The sequence below is a fragment of the Pandoraea thiooxydans genome (assembly GCF_001931675.1).
In the GTDB taxonomy this organism is placed as follows: domain Bacteria; phylum Pseudomonadota; class Gammaproteobacteria; order Burkholderiales; family Burkholderiaceae; genus Pandoraea; species Pandoraea thiooxydans.
Map to the genome: position 1 here is coordinate 2,732,421 of NZ_CP014839.1, position 17,665 is coordinate 2,750,085.

The 17,665-nt window shown below is 64.1% G+C and carries 18 protein-coding genes; 5 read left to right on the forward strand and 13 right to left on the reverse strand.

Going from position 1 to position 17,665, the window contains the following annotated elements; translation table 11 throughout:
- Positions 1-93 precede the first annotated feature (93 nt).
- On the forward strand, positions 94-969 hold the full coding sequence (gene galU / locus PATSB16_RS12535) for a UTP--glucose-1-phosphate uridylyltransferase GalU (RefSeq protein ID WP_072628642.1): 876 nt from the start codon (positions 94-96) through the stop codon (positions 967-969).
- A 68-nt stretch (positions 970-1,037) separates the two neighbouring features.
- Here galU and PATSB16_RS12540 read toward each other — a convergent pair whose 3' ends face one another.
- Both PATSB16_RS12540 and PATSB16_RS12545 read right to left on the reverse strand, forming a co-directional pair.
- Positions 1,038-1,265 (reverse strand): sulfurtransferase TusA family protein, encoded by a 228-nt coding sequence (locus tag PATSB16_RS12540; protein ID WP_047214450.1) that lies wholly within the window; start codon positions 1,263-1,265, stop codon positions 1,038-1,040.
- A 74-nt stretch (positions 1,266-1,339) separates the two neighbouring features.
- Positions 1,340-1,873 (reverse strand): NUDIX domain-containing protein, encoded by a 534-nt coding sequence (locus tag PATSB16_RS12545; protein ID WP_047214451.1) that lies wholly within the window; start codon positions 1,871-1,873, stop codon positions 1,340-1,342.
- An 87-nt stretch (positions 1,874-1,960) separates the two neighbouring features.
- On the opposite strand from PATSB16_RS12545, the gene PATSB16_RS12550 reads away from it, so the two are divergent.
- The gene (locus PATSB16_RS12550) at positions 1,961-3,277 is read left to right on the forward strand and encodes a chloride channel protein (RefSeq protein ID WP_156884739.1); all 1,317 of its coding nucleotides are present in this window, start codon (positions 1,961-1,963) and stop codon (positions 3,275-3,277) included.
- 28 nt (positions 3,278-3,305) lie between these two features.
- Here the strand turns inward: PATSB16_RS12550 and PATSB16_RS12555 are convergent, their stop codons facing one another.
- From PATSB16_RS12555 to alaS, 5 genes are all read right to left on the reverse strand, one after another.
- Entirely contained in the window at positions 3,306-4,361 is a 1,056-nt protein-coding gene (locus PATSB16_RS12555; protein WP_047214452.1) for a threonine aldolase family protein, read from the reverse strand.
- 15 nt (positions 4,362-4,376) lie between these two features.
- Positions 4,377-4,562 carry a 4-oxalocrotonate tautomerase gene (locus PATSB16_RS12560; protein ID WP_047214453.1) on the reverse strand — a complete coding sequence of 62 codons (186 nt, stop codon included), beginning with the start codon at positions 4,560-4,562 and terminating at the stop codon, positions 4,377-4,379.
- A gap of 15 nt (positions 4,563-4,577) precedes the next feature.
- Positions 4,578-5,351 carry a class II aldolase/adducin family protein gene (locus tag PATSB16_RS12565; protein WP_047214454.1) on the reverse strand — a complete coding sequence of 258 codons (774 nt, stop codon included), beginning with the start codon at positions 5,349-5,351 and terminating at the stop codon, positions 4,578-4,580.
- Positions 5,352-5,399: 48 nt separating this feature from the next.
- Positions 5,400-6,614: a YbfB/YjiJ family MFS transporter gene (locus tag PATSB16_RS12570; RefSeq protein ID WP_047214455.1), complete on the reverse strand. Its 1,215-nt coding sequence runs from the start codon at positions 6,612-6,614 to the stop codon at positions 5,400-5,402.
- A 180-nt stretch (positions 6,615-6,794) separates the two neighbouring features.
- Positions 6,795-9,419 carry an alanine--tRNA ligase gene (gene alaS / locus PATSB16_RS12575; RefSeq protein ID WP_047214456.1) on the reverse strand — a complete coding sequence of 875 codons (2,625 nt, stop codon included), beginning with the start codon at positions 9,417-9,419 and terminating at the stop codon, positions 6,795-6,797.
- Positions 9,420-9,624: 205 nt separating this feature from the next.
- Here alaS and PATSB16_RS12580 point away from each other — a divergent pair, with 205 nt between their 5' ends.
- Complete coding sequence (locus PATSB16_RS12580) at positions 9,625-10,845, forward strand: CaiB/BaiF CoA transferase family protein (RefSeq protein WP_047214457.1); 1,221 nt, start codon at positions 9,625-9,627, stop codon at positions 10,843-10,845.
- Between the two features lie 76 nt (positions 10,846-10,921).
- Here PATSB16_RS12580 and PATSB16_RS12585 read toward each other — a convergent pair whose 3' ends face one another.
- Positions 10,922-11,122: a hypothetical protein gene (locus PATSB16_RS12585; protein ID WP_047214458.1), complete on the reverse strand. Its 201-nt coding sequence runs from the start codon at positions 11,120-11,122 to the stop codon at positions 10,922-10,924.
- A 67-nt stretch (positions 11,123-11,189) separates the two neighbouring features.
- The gene (locus PATSB16_RS12590; protein WP_047214459.1) at positions 11,190-11,420 is read right to left on the reverse strand and encodes a hypothetical protein; all 231 of its coding nucleotides are present in this window, start codon (positions 11,418-11,420) and stop codon (positions 11,190-11,192) included.
- 200 nt (positions 11,421-11,620) lie between these two features.
- Between PATSB16_RS12590 and PATSB16_RS12595 the strand changes: the two genes are divergently transcribed.
- Together PATSB16_RS12595 and PATSB16_RS12600 are read left to right on the forward strand one after the other, a co-directional pair.
- Positions 11,621-13,330, forward strand: coding sequence for a glutamine--tRNA ligase/YqeY domain fusion protein (locus PATSB16_RS12595; RefSeq protein WP_047214460.1), 1,710 nt, complete (start codon positions 11,621-11,623; stop codon positions 13,328-13,330).
- A gap of 27 nt (positions 13,331-13,357) precedes the next feature.
- On the forward strand, positions 13,358-14,242 hold the full coding sequence (locus PATSB16_RS12600) for an urea transporter (RefSeq protein ID WP_052892674.1): 885 nt from the start codon (positions 13,358-13,360) through the stop codon (positions 14,240-14,242).
- 140 nt (positions 14,243-14,382) lie between these two features.
- Here PATSB16_RS12600 and PATSB16_RS12605 read toward each other — a convergent pair whose 3' ends face one another.
- The 4 genes from PATSB16_RS12605 to PATSB16_RS12620 are packed head-to-tail and all read right to left on the reverse strand — an operon-like array spanning position 14,383 to position 17,635.
- Positions 14,383-15,078: a methyltransferase family protein gene (locus tag PATSB16_RS12605; RefSeq protein ID WP_083566770.1), complete on the reverse strand. Its 696-nt coding sequence runs from the start codon at positions 15,076-15,078 to the stop codon at positions 14,383-14,385.
- Positions 15,079-15,133: 55 nt separating this feature from the next.
- Positions 15,134-15,643, reverse strand: a complete 510-nt coding sequence (locus PATSB16_RS12610) for a MarR family winged helix-turn-helix transcriptional regulator (RefSeq protein WP_047214461.1) — start codon at positions 15,641-15,643, stop codon at positions 15,134-15,136.
- Positions 15,640-16,605 carry a type II secretion system F family protein gene (locus tag PATSB16_RS12615; protein ID WP_047214462.1) on the reverse strand — a complete coding sequence of 322 codons (966 nt, stop codon included), beginning with the start codon at positions 16,603-16,605 and terminating at the stop codon, positions 15,640-15,642. Before PATSB16_RS12615 ends, PATSB16_RS12610 begins: the two co-directional genes overlap by 4 nt.
- Before the next feature lie 52 nt (positions 16,606-16,657).
- A complete protein-coding gene (locus PATSB16_RS12620; RefSeq protein WP_047216532.1) occupies positions 16,658-17,635 on the reverse strand; it encodes a type II secretion system F family protein in 978 nt (325 codons plus the stop codon).
- Between the last annotated feature and the right edge of the window lie 30 nt (positions 17,636-17,665).

Here is a 17,665-nt window from a genome sequence, read left to right on the forward strand (position 1 = left end):
AAAATGACCGCGTGCCTCGCGCCGCCGCGGTGCCCGCGGCACTGCGGCATGGTTTAGATGCCGTAAGAAATTTTTGCGGCTGACCAGGAGAATATGTCAATGCAAGTCACCAAAGCCGTCTTTCCGGTCGCCGGTCTGGGCACCCGCTTTCTGCCGGCCACCAAGGCGAGCCCGAAGGAAATGCTGCCGATCGTCGATAAGCCCCTGATCCAGTATGCCGTCGAGGAAGCCGTGGCAGCCGGTATCACGGAAATGATCTTCGTGACCGGGCGCAACAAACGCGCCATCGAAGATCATTTCGACAAGGCCTACGAACTCGAGGCGGAACTCGAGGCCAAGCACAAGCAGGCGCTGCTCAACGTCGTGCGCTCGATCAAGCCGGCCAATGTCGACTGCTTCTACGTGCGGCAACCGGAAGCGCTTGGCCTGGGCCATGCGGTGCTGTGCGCGCAGAAGCTGGTCGGCGACGAACCGTTCGCGGTCATTCTGGCCGACGACCTGCTCGACGGTGATCCGCCGGTACTCAAGCAAATGGTCGACGTGTTCAATCACTTCCACAGCTCGGTCCTGGGGGTCGAGGAAATCCCGCGCGAACAGAGCCGCTCATATGGCGTGATCGAGGGCAAGGAGTGGGAGGACCATCTCTACATGCTCTCGGGTATCGTCGAGAAGCCAGCCCCCGAGGACGCGCCTTCCAACCTGGGGGTGGTCGGCCGCTACGTGCTGCGTCCGGCGATCTTCAAGCACATCCGCAACCTGAAGCCGGGCGCGGGTGGCGAGATTCAATTGACCGACGCGATTCAGTCGCTGCTGCAGGAAGAGCAGGTGTTGGCGTACCGGTATCACGGCACGCGTTACGATTGCGGCAGCAAGCTGGGCTATCTCAAGGCGACTGTCGAGTTCGCGCTGCGCCACGAGGAAGTCAAGGATGAATTCACTGCGTATTTGAAGCAGGTGCAGCTCAAATAACACCGTGCGCCCCGCATGAAAAAGCCGGCACTCGATGGCGCCGGCTTTTTTTGCGTGCTTGGTTCGGGTTATCGCCGGCGCATCAGGAAATAAAACGTCTTGTCTTCCTCGCGCGACTCCACCAGCTCGTTGCCAGTCTGCTTGGCAAACGCGGCAAAATCGCGTGCCGAACCGGGATCGGTCGCCATCACCCTCAGTATTTCCCCGCTCTGCATATCGGCCAGCGCCTTCTTGGCGCGCAAAATCGGCAACGGGCAGTTCAAGCCACGCGCGTCGACTTCTCGTTGAAACTCCATGGTACGGTCCCTTTCATGCGGCCGCGTGATGCGCGGCCCGATCCAACAGATATTACTCCAGCCCTCGCGCCGCGTTAGCCTTCGGCGGCCGGCAGGCGCGGCGAATCCACGTAGTCGAACGGCAAGCCACGCTGCCGCATCCACTCGGCCACCGCGTGTCCGGTGCCGGCTCGCCATGGCCGCAAGCGATGCGGCGCGATCAAGCGATAATCGACCAGCTCGTCGGACAGCACGATCTCGCCCTCGCAACGTGCATGATACGCAATGATCAACTCGTTCTTGCGCATGAACTCATAGACGCCCAGCAGCGTCAGCCCGCTGACCTCCAGATTGGTCTCCTCCCTGATTTCGCGCCGGATGCCGTCTTCCGGAGTCTCGTCGCGCTCGAGAAATCCGGTGATCAGCGCAAACATGTCTTCCGGCCAGGCCGCATTGCGGGCCAGCAGCACCTGGCCGTCGTACTCGATGAGCGCAGCGACCACCGGCAGCGGATTATCCCAATGAACATAGCCGCAAGCCCTGTCCGGACACGCGCGGCGCCGGCGGCCGGCGATCTCGAGATCGGCCAGGGCCGCGGCGCATTGCGGGCAGTATTTCAATAAGCTCATGATTGACGGACTCGATACGGATAGCGGACTCGACAAGGCAAACGCCATACGACGCTATAATGCACAAAATTTGCTTCCCTCGCCTTCATGCTGTTCCGTCCCCGCCAACTCTCCAGTCCAGCCGTGCGCCACTTGCAGCGGCTTTGGTTCAATTATGGCGTCTTTTGGCTTGGCGCCATCCTGGTCGGGCTGGTCGCCGTGTTTTACGCCAAGCTGATCGACTGGACCTTCGAGATATTCCAGTCGATCGAGCATCGGGCGTTCTGGCTGCCATTGATCATTACCCCGCTGGGCTCGGCGCTGGCAATCTGGCTCACGCAAAAATACTTTCGCGGCTCGGAGGGCAGCGGCATCCCGCAGGTCATCGCAACCCTCGAGGAGAGCAAGCTCGGCCCGACGCTGCTCTCGTTTCGCATCATGTTCGGCAAGATCGCCATTTCGTTGCTGGGCATCCTGTGCGGCTTCACCATCGGCCGCGAGGGCCCGACCGTGCAGGTCGGCGCATCGCTGATGTACGGAATGCGCCGTACCTATCGACGCAGCAGTATCCAGATCGAACGGCAATTGGCCCTGGCGGGCGCTGCGGCAGGCCTGTCGGCCGCCTTCAATACGCCGCTGGCGGGCGTCGTGTTTGCCATCGAAGAGTTGAGCCGCTCGTTCGAGCAACGCGCCAGCGGTACGTTGATCACCGCGATCATCTTTTCGGGGATCGTCACGCTCGGCATTCAAGGCAACTACCTTTACTTCGGCCGCATTCAGGCCACTGGCGCCTTCAGTTCGACGGTCATCCTGGCCGTCGTCGTGATCAGCATCGTCACCGGGCTCATGGGCGGTCTGTTCAGCTGGCTGCTGCTCAATATTTCGCGCTGGATTCCGTCGCCGCTGTTGACACTGCGCCATAGTCGCCCCGTTCAATTCGCGCTGGTGTGCGGCGCGCTGATTGCGGTACTGGGCATCGTCTCCGGCGGCACGACATACGGCAGCGGCTACGCCGAAGCGCGCGGCCTGCTCGAGGCCCACCACCTGCTCTCTCCCTTCTATGCGTTCCTGAAGTTTGCCGCGCTGGTCGTGTCATACATCAGCGGCATTCCAGGCGGGATCTTCTCGCCGTCCCTGTCGATCGGCGCCGGCCTCGGGCAGTTGCTTTCATATCTGTTCTCGAGCATACCGATGCCGTTCCTGATCGCGCTGTGCATGGGCGGCTATCTGGCCGCCGTCACGCAGGCGCCCATCACGGCATTCGTGATCGTGGTGGAAATGATCGACGGCCACCAGATGGTGATTCCGCTCATGGCCTGCGCCCTGTTGTCCAGCCGGGTCTCACGCCTGTTCTCGCGGCCGCTCTATCACACCATCTCGCACCGGTTCCTGCAGCCCACGGTACCGGCCCCCGAGCGCGCGTAAGGCACGCAAGCGCCGCCGCCGCCGCGGCTCACGCCGCGCAAAGCGCGGCAATGTCGGCGGCGATCTGCTCGACCGTCTCGGGCCGGGTGTCCCACGCGCACATCAGGCGGCACCCGCCGGCACCGATAAACGTGTAGAAACGCCAGCGGCGTGCCCGCAATTGCTCGATCACGTGCAGTGGCAATTCGGCAAACACCGCATTCGCCTGCGGCTCGAACATGATCCGCACGCCGGGAATCACGCGCAGGCGCTCATGCAGCAACCGGGCCATGGCATTGGCATGGCGCGCATTGCGCAGCCACACGTCGTTGTCCAGCAGCCCCAGCCAGGGCGCCGAGATAAAGCGCATTTTCGATGCCAGTTGCCCCGCCTGTTTGACCCGGTAAGCGAAATCCTCGGCCAGCGTGTGATCGAAGAACACCACCGCCTCGCCCACCGGCAAACCATTCTTGGTGCCGCCGAAACACAGCACGTCGACCCCGGCGCGCCAGGTGATTTCCGACGGATGCACATCCAGCGAGGCAACCGCATTGGCAAAGCGCGCGCCATCCATGTGCACGCGCAGATGCCGGCGCTTGGCGATCGCCGCGATCGCCCGCACCTCCTCCACCGTATAGACGGTGCCGACTTCGGTCGACTGTGTGAGCGTCACCACCTTGGGTTTCGGATAGTGAATATCGGCGCGACGCATCACCACCGACTCGATCGCATCGGGTGTCAACTTGCCGTTCTCAGGACCGCCCTGGGCCACCAGCAGCTTGGAACCGTTGGAAAAAAACTCGGGGCCGCCGCACTCGTCGGTCTCCACATGGGCCAACTCATGGCAAATCACCGAGTGATACGACTGGCACAGCGAGGCAAGCGCCAGTGAATTGGCGGCCGTGCCGTTGAAAACGAAAAATACTTCGCAATCGGTCTGGAACAGATCGCGCAGGCGGTCGCACACACGCTGCGTCCACGAATCGTCGCCATACGCCACCTCGTGGCCACTACCATTGGCTTCGACAATGTATTTGAGCGCCTCGGGACAAATCCCCGCATAGTTGTCGGAGGCAAAGTGCTGGTTCGGCGCAGGGCTCGACATGACGTGGCCCGCCGCTCAGTCGTCCGACCACAATTTGCCGGCGGTCGCCCAATTCTCGCGTTTGACGTCGGCGATGATGATGTCGACCGACTCCGGGCCGCAGCCAAGCACCTCGCAGGTCGTTCGGGTAATGGCCTCGACGAATTGGCGCTTCTGCTCGACCGTGCGTCCCTCGAACATCTCGACATGGAAAGTAGGCATGACAATCGCTCCTGATCAGTTTCGAAAAGTGGGATCTATTTTATCCAGTTTGCGCAGCAACGCCGGCCACTCCAACTCCCCTTCAACCGCGCCGCCAGCCTCCAGTTGCTCGGCCGTCCTGGCCTGCACAGCCGGCGACGGCAGCACCGGCGCCGCGCCGCCGCACAGCGCCTGCACCTGGATCTCGCACGCCTTGATCAGCGTGGCCATCAGTACATAGGCTTCGGCCACCGTGCGGCCCACCGTGAGCGTGCCGTGGTTGCGCAATAACATGGCTGGATGCTCGCCCAGCGAAGCCACCAGTCGCTCCCCTTCGGCCGGCGAAAACGCCAGCCCCTCGTACTCGTGATAGCCCAGGCGCTCATGAAAGCGCAGCGCGTGCTGCGAGATCGGCAACAGGCCATGCGGCTGGATCGACACCGCGATGCCGGCGGTATTGTGCAGATGCATCACGCACATCGCATCGGCGCGCGCGGCATGCACCGCGCCATGCAAGGCAAAGCCCGTCACGTTGACGGGATGCGTGGGATCGCCGACGATCGTGCCCTGCAAGTCGATCTTCATCAGGTTCGACGCGCACACCTCGTCGAAGGCAAGTCCGAAAGGATTGATCAGGAAATGCCCGGGCTCGCCCGGCACGCTGGCCGAAATATGCGTATAGATCAGGTCGTCCCAGCCGTGGAGCGCGGCCAGCCGGTAAGCCGCGGCAAGATCGACGCGCACGCGCCGCTCCGCTTCGCCGACGGGCCCGCTCGCGGCGACGCTCTGTGGGCGCAAGGAAAATGACATCGAAAGATCTCCCAAATAAACTGAACGGGCTGACCGGGGCGGTGCAGCTCAGGCCGCGCGCTGCATGGCGCGGCGCCACACCACGACGTAGCCGGCCGCACCGATGAGCAGCGTGGCGGCAGCAAGCAGCAGCGCCAGAATAAAGCTGCCGGTGTGCGCGACCAGCGGAGCGGCCACCAGCGGGCCGGCGATCTGACCGATGCCGTACACCGCGGTCATCAATCCCATCAGACTCGAGGCGCTGTTGCCGCGAATGCGGCGCGCCTCCCGCATCGCGAACAGTACCAGCGCAGTGAACGGCACGCCCACCAGCACGCTGCCCAGCGCGAACCCGGCGACGGTCGGCCATACGATGCCGATGATGATACCCAGCGCCTGCATCACATACAGGCCGGCCAGCAGCAGACGGTTATCCAGGCGCGTACGCACCGAGGCGGCGAGCACCGAGCCGGGAATCACCGCCAGCCCCAGGAGCGGCCAGAACAGATCGGGCCAGGGCGAGCCGGGCAACGCTTCGCGCGCGATCACCGGCAGGAACGTCGCGGTGATGATATAGCCGAACCCGGCCAGGCCATAGAGCACCACCAGCCAGGCCTCCTCGCCGCGCTCGCCGGGCGCTTGCGCCGTCGCCGCGGCAGCGCTTGGGCGCGAGCCCGACGCCAGCGCGGGGGCTTCGTCGGAAAACACCCGCCAGATCAGCGCCGACAGCAAAACGGCCAATACGCCGCACACCAGCCAACCGGACTGCGCCCCGCCGCCGGCTGCAGTGGTGCCGCTGCCGGCCAGGCCGGTCACGACAATCCCGACCCCCGGACCCGCAAAGATATAGCCGGCCAACGCCGGCCGCTGCAGTTCGGCCAGGCGCTGCAATCCCCAACTGGCCGAAAACACCATGACCCAGGCGCTGGCGATGCCGGCCGCAGTGCGCAACACGGCCCACAAGGTGTAATCGTGCAGCAGCCCCATACCGAGCGTGAGCACCACCGTCGCCGCCAGTCCCAGGCGAATCATGCGCGGGGAAGAAGCGCGCACGATCATGCATGACAGCGCGCCGACAAAGTACCCCGCGTAATTGAGCGAGGCCAGCCAGCTGCCGCCCTTGATCGTCACCCAATGGTCGCGCAGCATCATCGGCAGCAACGGCGTAAAGGCAAAGCGGCCGATCCCCATGGCCACCGCCAGCGCCAGCATGCACGCCAGCGCCGCCCGCCAGGCCGCGCGGTCGACGGAGAAGCGGGGGCGCTCGGAGGCGATACTGGACATGATCGGATGCGTTATTTGTTATCGAGCGGATACTTTACATCGAAACATTCATATTCGCGGGCATTCGCCCTGCCGGCGTTGCGGTCAACGCGTGTGAGCGGATTACTCAGGACACCTCACCAGAGCGATAAAAAAAGCGCGCGATGACCCGCGCGCTTTTTTTGCCCGGCGCAGACGCCGTCAGACTTTCTGAGCGACCCAAGCCGTCACGCCGGCCAGCGCGCCCGGCAACTTTGCTGGTTCGGTGCCGCCGGCCTGCGCCATGTCCGGACGGCCGCCGCCCTTGCCGCCGACCTGCAGCGCAACGAAATTGACCAGCTCGCCGGCCTTGACCTTGCCGGTGGCGTCGGCCGTCACGCCGGCAATCAGACTCACCTTGCCGCCATCGACCGCCGCCAGCACGATCGCGGCGCTCTTGAGCTTGTCCTTGAGCTTGTCCATCGTCTCGCGCAGCGTTTTTACGTCGGCGCCTTCGAGCTGGGCCGCCAGCACCTTGAGGCCATTGACATCGACCGCCTGGGCCGCCAGTTCGTCGCCCTGGCTCGACGCCATGCGCGACTTGAGCTGCGCCAGTTCCTTCTCCAGCGCCTTGAGCTGATCCTGCACCTGCCCGATGCGCTGCGTCAGCTCCGCCGGTTGCGCCTTGAGCGCCGCCGCGGCCTGATGGATCTGCCGATCGAGGGCCTGCACGAAATGCAGCGCATTGTCGCCGGTGATCGCCTCGATCCGGCGAATGCCGGCCGCCACGCCGCCCTCCATCACGATCTTGAACAGGCCGATATCGCCGGTGCGCGCCACATGCGTGCCGCCGCAAAGCTCGCGCGAGAAGCCGATGTCGAGCACCCGCACGCTGTCGCCATATTTCTCGCCGAACAGCGCCATCGCGCCGCCCTTGACGGCGTCGTCGAATGCCATCACCTGTGCCTGCGTGGCGGCGTTGCCGAGCACCTCCGCGTTGACGATCTCCTCGACACGACGGATCTCGTCGTCGCTCAATGGCGCGTTGTGCGCAAAGTCGAAACGCGTCTTGTCGGCATCGACCAGCGAACCCTTTTGCTGCACGTGGCTGCCCAGCACCTCACGCAGCGCCTTGTGCATCAGGTGGGTCGCCGAGTGATTGCGCACGGTGCGGGCACGGCGTACCGTGTCGACCTGCGCGGTCAGGGCGTCCCCCACCTTCAGGCTGCCTTGCTCCAGCGTGCCGTAGTGGCCGAATACGTCGGGCTGGATCTTTTGCGTGTCGCTCACCGCAAAGCGCGCGGCGCCGCTGGCCAGCACGCCGTGGTCACCCACTTGCCCGCCGGACTCCGCATAGAACGGTGTCTTGTCGAGCACCACGATACCCGACTGGCCCGCGCGCAATTCAGCGACACTGGTGCCGTCGGCATAGAGCGCCGTGACCTTGGCGCTGTCGAGCGACAGCATGTCGTAGCCGCGAAAATCCGTCTTGGCGCCGCTGTACTCGAGCGCCTGGGCCATCTTGAACTTGCCCGCCGCGCGCGCCTGCTCGCGCTGGCGCGCCATGGCCGCGTCGAACGCCGCTTCGTCGACAGTCATCTGGCGCTCGCGGCACACGTCGGCGGTCAGGTCCAGCGGAAAGCCGTAAGTGTCGTGCAGCTTGAAGGCCAGTTCACCGTCGAGTTCGGTCTTGCCCTGCTGCTGCAACTCGGCCAGCGCGCCGTCGAGAATCTCCATGCCGTTGGCGATGGTTTCGAAAAAGCGCTCTTCTTCCTGCCGCAACACATCGGTCACGCGCTGCTGCGCCTCGGCGAGTTCCGGATAGGCCGCGCCCATCTCGGCGACCAGATCGGGCACCAGCTTGTTGAAGAACGGCTCCTTGCGGCCGAGTTTGTAGCCATGACGAATCGCGCGCCGGATGATCCGGCGCAACACGTAGCCACGGCCTTCGTTGCCCGGAATCACGCCGTCGACGATCAGGAACGAGCAGGCGCGGATGTGATCGGCGATCACCTTGAGCGAATTCGCGCCCAGATCCTTGCAGCCGGTCTCGCGTGCCGCGGCCTTGATCAGGTTCTGAAAGAGATCGATCTCGTAATTGCTGTGCACATGCTGCAGCACCGCGGCGATACGCTCGAGCCCCATGCCGGTATCCACGCACGGCTTGGGCAGGCGCGGCATGTTGCCCTGCTCGTCGCGGTTGAACTGCATGAACACCAGATTCCAGATCTCGATATAGCGGTCGCCGTCTTCCTCGGGCGATCCGGGCGGGCCGCCCCACACCTCCGGGCCATGGTCATAGAAAATTTCGGAGCACGGGCCGCACGGGCCGGTGTCGGCCATTTGCCAGAAGTTGTCCGAGGCATAGCGCGCGCCTTTGTTGTCGCCGATGCGCACGATACGCTCGGCGGGCACGCCGATCTCGTTGGCCCAGATCCCGTAGGCCTCGTCGTCTTCCTGATAGACGGTGACCCACAATTTTTCCTTCGGCAGCCGGTAAACCTCGGTCAGCAACTCCCACGCATAATGGATCGCCTCACGCTTGAAGTAGTCGCCGAACGAGAAGTTGCCCAGCATCTCGAAAAAGGTGTGGTGGCGCGCCGTGTAACCGACGTTCTCCAGGTCGTTGTGCTTGCCGCCGGCGCGCACGCTGCGCTGCGCCGTGGTGGCACGCGTGTAGGGGCGGCTCTCCTGACCGAGAAAGACGTCCTTGAACTGCACCATCCCCGAGTTCGTGAACAGCAGCGTGGGATCGTTGGCCGGCACCAGGCTCGACGAGCGAACGATGGTGTGCCCCTTGGACTCGAAGAATTTGAGGAATTTTTCGCGGATTTCAGCGGCTTTCATAGCGTGCGGAGCGACGTTCGGGCGGCGCTTGAGATGGGTTTGATTAAACGTTTGATTATACGGGAAATCCCATCACCCCCAGTATCGCACCGGCGGCACTCGGGCGCGCAGGCCGCGCCGGCGCCCGCTGTGCGGAACGGCGCTTTGACCGATGCGGCAAAGCTCTTACACTCGGGGCATCCATTCCCCCGCTAGAAAGACCGTCATGGGCGCGCTCAGCCACCTCCGCATACTCGACCTGTCCCGCGTGCTGGCAGGCCCCTGGTGCACGCAGAACCTGGCCGACTTCGGCGCCGACGTGATCAAGATCGAGCGCCCCGGCAGCGGCGACGATACGCGCCGCTGGGGGCCGCCCTACCTGCGCGACGGCGCCGGTCAGGACACGGCCGAGGCCGCCTATTACCTGGCCGCCAACCGCAACAAGCGCTCGCTCACGCTCGACATCGCCAGCCCCGCCGGCCAGGCCATCGTGCGCGAGCTGGCCGCGCAAAGCGATGTCGTGGTCGAAAACTACAAGGTCGGTCAACTCAAGAAATACGGCCTGGACTACGACTCGCTCAAGGCCGTCAAACCCGATCTCGTCTACTGCTCGATCACCGGCTTCGGGCAGACCGGCCCTTACGCACCGCGCGCCGGCTATGACTTCATCGTGCAGGGCATGGGCGGCTTCATGAGCATCACCGGCGAGCGCGACGCGCTGCCCGGCGGCGGCCCGCAAAAGGCCGGCGTGGCGATTGCCGACCTGATGACCGGCATGTATGCGACGGTGGCCATCCTCGCCGCCCTGGCTCACCGCGACCGCACCGGCGAAGGCCAATACGTCGACATGGCGCTGCTCGACGTGCAGGTAGCCATGCTGGCCAACATGAACACCAACTTCCTGGCCAGCGAGCGCGCTCCCGTGCGCTGGGGCAACGCTCACCCGAATATCGTGCCCTACCAGACCTTCGAAACCTCGGACGGCTGGATCATTGTCGCGGTAGGCAACGACGGGCAGTTCCGCAAATTCGTCGAAGCCGGGCAACGCCCCGAACTCGCCGACGACCCGCGCTTCGCCACCAACCCCGAACGGGTGAGGCAGCGCGACGTGCTGGTACCGATCCTGGCCGACATGGTGCGGCAAAAAAGCAAGGCACAATGGATCGACCAACTCGAGGCGGCGGGCGTGCCGTGCGGGCCGATCAACACCCTGCCCGAAGTCTTCGACAACCCACAGGTCCAGGCGCGCAGCTTGCGCATCGACCTGCCGCATCCCAGTGGCGGGCAGGCCAGGCTGGTGAACAATCCAATCAAGATGAGCGCCACGCCCCCGCAGGCCGAGTCGGCGCCGCCCACGCTCGGGCAGCACACCGAGGCCATTCTGCGCGAGCGGCTGGCCTATGACGACGCACGCATCGCGGCGCTGCGCGCGGCGGGGGTGATTTGAGACGCATGAATGACGGCGGGGCTGGCTCGCAGCCCCGCCGCATCACTGAAGTCGCCCGTCGTATCCAGGCTTGAGCTCAGCGATTTGCCCCAATGATCCCGCCGACGGCCGCGCCGCCGACGATACCCAGGGCACTGTCGGTCAGCACCGCGCCGGCCACGCCGCCGAGCACCGTGCCGACGGCCACGCTCTTTTGCCGCGACGACAGCCGCATCGACGAACAGGCCCCCAGGGAAAATACCAGCGCGACGCCAATCAGCAACTTAACGACTCGCATCGTTCGACTCCTTTCTCGCTTAATTGCCGCAAAAATTAGCGATTCTCGTAGTCGGCCGCCATCCCTTTTACCGGATGTTACAAACCCCCGTGAGCCGCGGCGCGGTCGGTGCCCGCAGGCCGCAGTCGCGGGCCAGCCCACCGGTCGGGGCGCACTTGCCCGCGCCGGCACATGCGCGGCCCGAGCCGCCCTGTGCGTCGCGTCCGAGCAGGTATGCCCACAGCAGTGCCGCCTGACCCGGCTCGAGAATGCGCCGCGTCACGGCTTCGTGAAGGTCCTGTTTGTCGAGTGTCATCATTTACACCAGTTCGCTTGCAGTCAAAGACGCGCATCTTAGCGACGAGGCCGGCCCCGCCAACAGAGCGAACGCCCCGTGCGAGGCCAGGAGTTTTACCGGCTTCCGGCAAGAAATTTCCCGCACCGATAAGCGGAATCGGCCGCGCCGTGGCGCCGCCGGTACGGTAAAATGCCTCGTTAACCTTGAAATTCAGGACAGGCATGAGCAACGAGTCGACGGCGGCATCGAACTTTATCCGCACCATCATCGAGGACGACAATCGCTCCGGAAAATGGGGAGGCCGCGTGGAAACGCGCTTTCCGCCGGAACCCAACGGGTATCTGCACATTGGCCACGCCAAGAGCATTTGCCTGAATTTCGGCGTGGCCGGCGATTACAGCGGCGTGTGCCACCTGCGCTTCGATGACACCAATCCGGAAAAGGAAGAGACCGAATACGTCGGCGCGATCATCGACGTGGTGCATTGGCTGGGCTTTGCCTGGGAAAAGGACGGCCGCAGCCATGAGTACTACGCCAGCGATTATTTCGAGCAACTGTATCGCTACGCGGAAATTCTGATCGAGCGCGGCAAGGCCTATGTCGACAGCCAAAGCGCCGACGAAATGCGCATCAACCGCGGCACGCTGACCGAGCCCGGCAAGGATTCGCCGTTCCGCACCCGCAGCGTCGAGGAAAACCTGGATCTGTTCCGCCGCATGCGCGCCGGCGAATTCCCCGACGGCACCCACGTGCTGCGGGCCAAGATCGACATGGCCTCGCCCAACATCAATCTGCGCGACCCGGTGATCTACCGGATTCGCCATGCGCATCACCACCGCACCGGCGATGCGTGGTGTGTCTACCCGCTCTACACCTACGCCCATCCGATCGAGGACGCGATCGAGAACATCACGCACAGCCTGTGCACGCTCGAGTTCCAGGACCAGCGGCCGTTCTACGACTGGGTGCTCGGGCAATTGGCCGACGCCGGCGTGTTCAAGCGCCCACTGCCGCAGCAGATCGAATTCGCCCGGCTCAAGGTGACGTACGCCATCACCAGCAAGCGCAAGCTGCTGCAACTGGTCAATGAGGGGCACGTCGACGGCTGGGACGACCCGCGCATGCCGACCCTGGCAGGGTTGCGCCGGCGCGGCTTCACGCCCAGCAGCATCCGCCTGTTCTGCGACCGGGTCGGCGTGGCCAAGGCCGACTCCTGGATCGACATGGGCACGCTCGAACAGGCGCTGCGCGACGATCTCGACCCGATCGCGCCACGCGCGACGGCCGTGCTCGACCCGCTCAAGCTGATCATCGACAACTACCCGGCCGATCAACAGGAAGATTGCACCGCGCCGATTCATCCGCATCACCCGGAGCAGGGCCTGCGGCACTTCCCGTTCTCCCGCGAGCTCTGGATCGAACGCGAGGATTTCAACGAACAGCCGCCCAAAGGCTATTTCCGCCTGTTCCCCGGCAATCGCGTGCGTCTGCGCTACGGCTTCGTGGTCGAATGCACCGGCGCCGACAAGGACGCCGACGGCAAGATCACCGCGGTGCACTGCCAGTACTTTCCCGACAGCAAGTCCGGCACCGAGGGATCGAACAACTACAAGGTCAAGGGCAATATTCACTGGGTCAGCGCGGCCGCTGCGGTGCCGGCCGAGGTACGCCTGTACGACCGCCTGTTCGCCGACCCGTACCCCGATTCGGGCGACAAGAACTTCCTCGACGCGATCAATCCGAACGCCAAACGGGTGGTGCAGGCCTACCTCGAACCGGGCACCGCGCAGGCCCAGCCCGAAGATCGCTTCCAGTTCGAGCGGCATGGCTACTTCGTGGCCGACCGGGTCGATTCCCAACCGGGCAAGCCGGTGTTCAATCGCATCGTCTCGCTGCGTGACAGCTGGGGAACCGCCAAACCGACCCGGTAGGCCGCCAGCCGGCTTGGCATGCGCGTGATGAATACCTTTGGCATCCCCTGGCCCGCCCTGGTGCGCGGCAACACGTTCCTGCGCGCCTGCTGGCGGGGGCTGGCGCAAGTTTACTTTCAGTCCGATGTGTTCACCGGCATGGCATTCTTCGCCATTCTGGTGCTGGCCGCCCCACTCGTCGGGCTCGGCGGCGCATTGGGCAGCGTCGTCGCCACGGCCACCGCCGGGGCGCTGCGCCTGCCGCGCCGTGCCTTGCGCACCGGGCTGTACGGCTACAACGGCGCCCTCACCGGCATTGCTCTGGCCGCACTGTTCGAGCCCGGCATCGCGTTGGCGGTGTGGCTGGTGATCACCGCCGCAGCCAGCGTGGCCCTGACCCACCTGCTCCTCGCGCGGCGCGTGCCGGCCCTGACCGGACCGTTCGTCGGGATCATGTTGCTGACCATGGCGTATGCGCCCGCATTGGGTCTGGCCCAACGGCACTTGCTCGGCACCGGTTGCCAGCCCAGCGACCTCGGTTTCGTGTTCTGCTCGATCGGCCAGGTGGTATTCGTCGCACCGCTGGTTCTCGGTTTGCTGCTGACCTACATACTGGCCGTGCGCGATGCGCGGACCACCGGCTGGGCCATGCTCGGCACACTGCTCGTGTGGGCTGGCGCCGCAGTGCTCGGCCCGGGCTGGCCCGCGCTGGCGGCACAGATCGGCGGCATCGGCGTGAACAGCTTCCTCGCCGCACTCGGTTTGGGGATGTTCGGTTTCAATGTGCCCGCGCGAATCGCCGGCGCAATCGCAGCGAGCCTGTTGTGTTTGCTGTTCGGCGCGCTGGCATGGCCGTACTTCACGCTGCCGTTCAATCTTGCGGTGTGGGGGCTGTGGCTGTTGCGCGAGCGATCGCGCCGCATGGCACGGTAATTTCCCTAATCGGGCAAGCACCAATTGGCGCGGCGGCGCAGCCAACAGATAATCACTTCACCCTCTTACGTCCTTTTGAGGGTACTGCGACAACGTCATTAGCCCGCCTCTGGCGGGCCTTTTCTTTTATTCGCCTCGCCTCAGAACAACCCCGGCAAGACACGATAGCGAACCCGTTGCCGATAAGCGCGGTACCGCTCGTCGTCCGACAGCAGCCGCTCCTCGCGCCAGATCCGCCCGGCCTGAAGCGCGAACTGCGCGCCATACACGATGACATTGCGCACATCGAAATTCACCAGCAGGAAGCCGATATCGGTCAAGAAGTAACCCAGATACATCGGGTGCCGCATGAATCGATAGGCGCCGCCGGACACCACGCCGCGATTGGCCGGCAAAATGCCGAACGCGCGGCGCAGCGATGCCTTGGCGAACAATTGCCAGACCAACCCGAGCACCTGCAGCGTGGCACCCGCCCATTCCGGAATCAGATGCGTGCCGGGCGTCAATTGCACGGCCAGAAAATAGTAGGTGCCGCCCACCGAGAACAGAAACGCCATGGGCGTCCAGTCGCGCCTGGCCGGCACTTTCGAGAACAGCGATAGCCCGACGGTGACAAAGGCCGTCACGACCAGCAGCACGAGCGTGATGCGCGCGGGAGCGGCAAGCCACTGCCGGATCGCGCCATACGCAAAGATGCCCAGCAGCGCCGCGGATGCGCTGCGGCACGCCACTTCGATAAGGAATTCCCGTGCCGCCGGCGTCCTGGGCACGTTGCCATCGGGCGTCTCGACCGAGCCCGGAGATACCGCACCGGGTGCCACTTCATTGTCCCGCATCACGGCCTCCTTTTGGGATACCCCGGCGTGGCCGGCGCATCGTCACCCCCCACGGTCATTGTGAGGCTTCTTCGGTATTTTCTGCTTCCTCGAGCATGCCACTGTCGAGAATATCGAGCAACCCGGACAGATACCTCCTGACGCATTCGAATTCGTCCTCGGCCAGGGCGGCATCGAAGCTGTCAAGCCGCTCGTTGACGGCCTGGTAACACGCATTGAGCAGCGCGACCCGCGCCGGGACGAAGCGCAGCAAAATCCGTCGCCGGTCGGTCGGGTCGATTTCGCGTCGAATCAGGCCGCCTTTTTCAAGGCGCTTGAGCGAGACCGTCACGCTGGCGGGCGACAAGCCGATCAATTTCGCCAGGCGTCCCGGCGTAATCGGCTGCATCTCGTCGTGATAAGCCACTTCCAGGCACTTCAGGTCGGTCACGCTCAATCCCAGACGGCTCGCCACGAAATGATTGAACGCCGTCAGCTTCAGGCCGAGCATGAATCTCAGCTTGACGATATCCGCCTGTCTGCCGCCTTTGCCTTTGGTTGGCGTGCGTTTGGCGAGCCGGCTCATAAGTGCCCCACACCAGCGCCATGCGCTGTCAAGGTCGGCAACAGCACGCGCATCACCTGGATCACGGCGGGCCCGAGCAGGACCAGCATCAATGTCGGGAAGATGCAGAATATCAACGGGAACAGCAGTTTGACGCTGATCTTGCCGGCCGCCTCCTCGGCCCGCAGGCGGCGCTTGAGCCTGAGGTTTTCCGAGTGAACCCGCAATGATTCACCGACGCTGGTACCGAAACGTTCGGCCTGGATCAGCATGGCAACCAGCACATCGATGTCCTCCACCCCGGTGCGCAACGCCAGGTTCCGCAGCGCGACCTCCTTGCTCAGCCCGGCGCGCATTTCCAGCAGCACCAGCTGCAGCTCCTCGCTCAACGCGCGGCTCTTGATATGCATTTCGTCGGCCACTCGCGTGAGCGCGGCGTCCATGCCCAGCCCCGCCTCGACGCAAACCGTGAGCAAATCCAGCGCATCCGGAAAGTCTTCGAAAATGGTCTGTTGCCGCAGCCGCACCTGCCGCGACAGCACGCCGTTGGGCAGGTAATACCCGAGCGCGGCCAGCACCAGCAGCACCAGCAAAAACAGCCGTCCGTTGCCGCTGCTCAGATAGGGGCCGGCGAACACCGCGCACACCAGCGGCAAGCCCACCGCGAGGATCGTTTTGGCCGCGAAGTAAATCGCCGGGGCCGACGCCTCGCGCCAGCCGGCATTCACAAATTTGATGCGCAGCGGCGAGTTTTCCCAACCTTCCTTGGGAATGGAGAGCTTGGCAAACGGCCTCGATATCTGCACCACCGTCTCGACCCATGGCGCGCGTTCGGGTTGACCGGCAACGGCCGATCCGCCGTCGACCACCTGGGTCATGCGCCGCCGCACCGGATCGGGCGCCAGCAATTTGATGACCGCCAGCACGGCCACCGCGACGATGCCAAAGATCGCGGCCAGCAATAGCATTTGATCGATTCTCATGGCGACGTGGGGAATCTCCCCTCCTCCGAAAATTGAGCGCGAACACCGTGTGTCACACGTGAATGCGAATGATTTTCCTCATCCATAGGATCCCGAACAACATCATCACCATCGCGACTCCTACCATCTTGATGCCGGTCGGGTCTGTCCACAGGATGCGCAAGAATTTGGGGTTGACGATCGAAATGATCAGCGCCATCGCGAACGGCAGAATCCCCAGAATCCAGGCCGACAGACGCCCCTCGGAGGAGAGCACCCGGACCTTGCCCAGCAGGGCAAGCCGGCTGCGAATGATCTGGCTGATATTGCCCAGAATCTCCGCCAGGTTTCCGCCGCTCTCGCGCTGGATCAACACGGCAATGACGAAATAGCGCAGATCGCCGATCGGCGAGCGCGTGGCCAGCCCGAGCAGCGCATCGTTGAGCGGCACGCCGAAATTGATCTCGTCGAAGGCGATGCGAAACTCATTGCCGATCGGCGCCGGCATCTCTTCGGCGACGATACCCATTGCGGTGGAAAAGGAATGACCCGCCCGCAGCGCTCGGCTGATCATGTCGGCGGCTTCCGGCAGCTGCTCCTCGATCTGGCGCAGGCGCCTGGACTTGGCCCGCAACACGCGAAGTGGCATCACCAGGGCCGAAACGACCATCAGGACCAACACTGCCGGCCCGGGTACCGGCAGCAGCGAGCCGCCGAGCCAGATGCCCAGCGGCGGCACCACCACATAAAAGAGCAGGCCGCCGATCGTCAGATCCAGGCCCGACTGCGCCAACTGCCGATCCAGGGCATGAATCCGCGGGATCCGCATCAGTATTTTGGTCAGCGCCGGCGAGCGGCTCAACTCCCGCTGCTTGAGAATCGACAGCGTCTTGGCGTTGCCGTGCGCACCCGCCGACATCAAGCGGATGCGGCTCTCGATCCGCTTGGCGGCACTGCTGTGCTGGCCCTGCCACCAGAGATAGATGCCCTCGAGCGCCAGAATGCAGGCCAGAAACGCCAAGACGATAAAACCATAGAACGCAAGATTCATGGTCATGCCCCTTCAAATTGCCGATCGCCG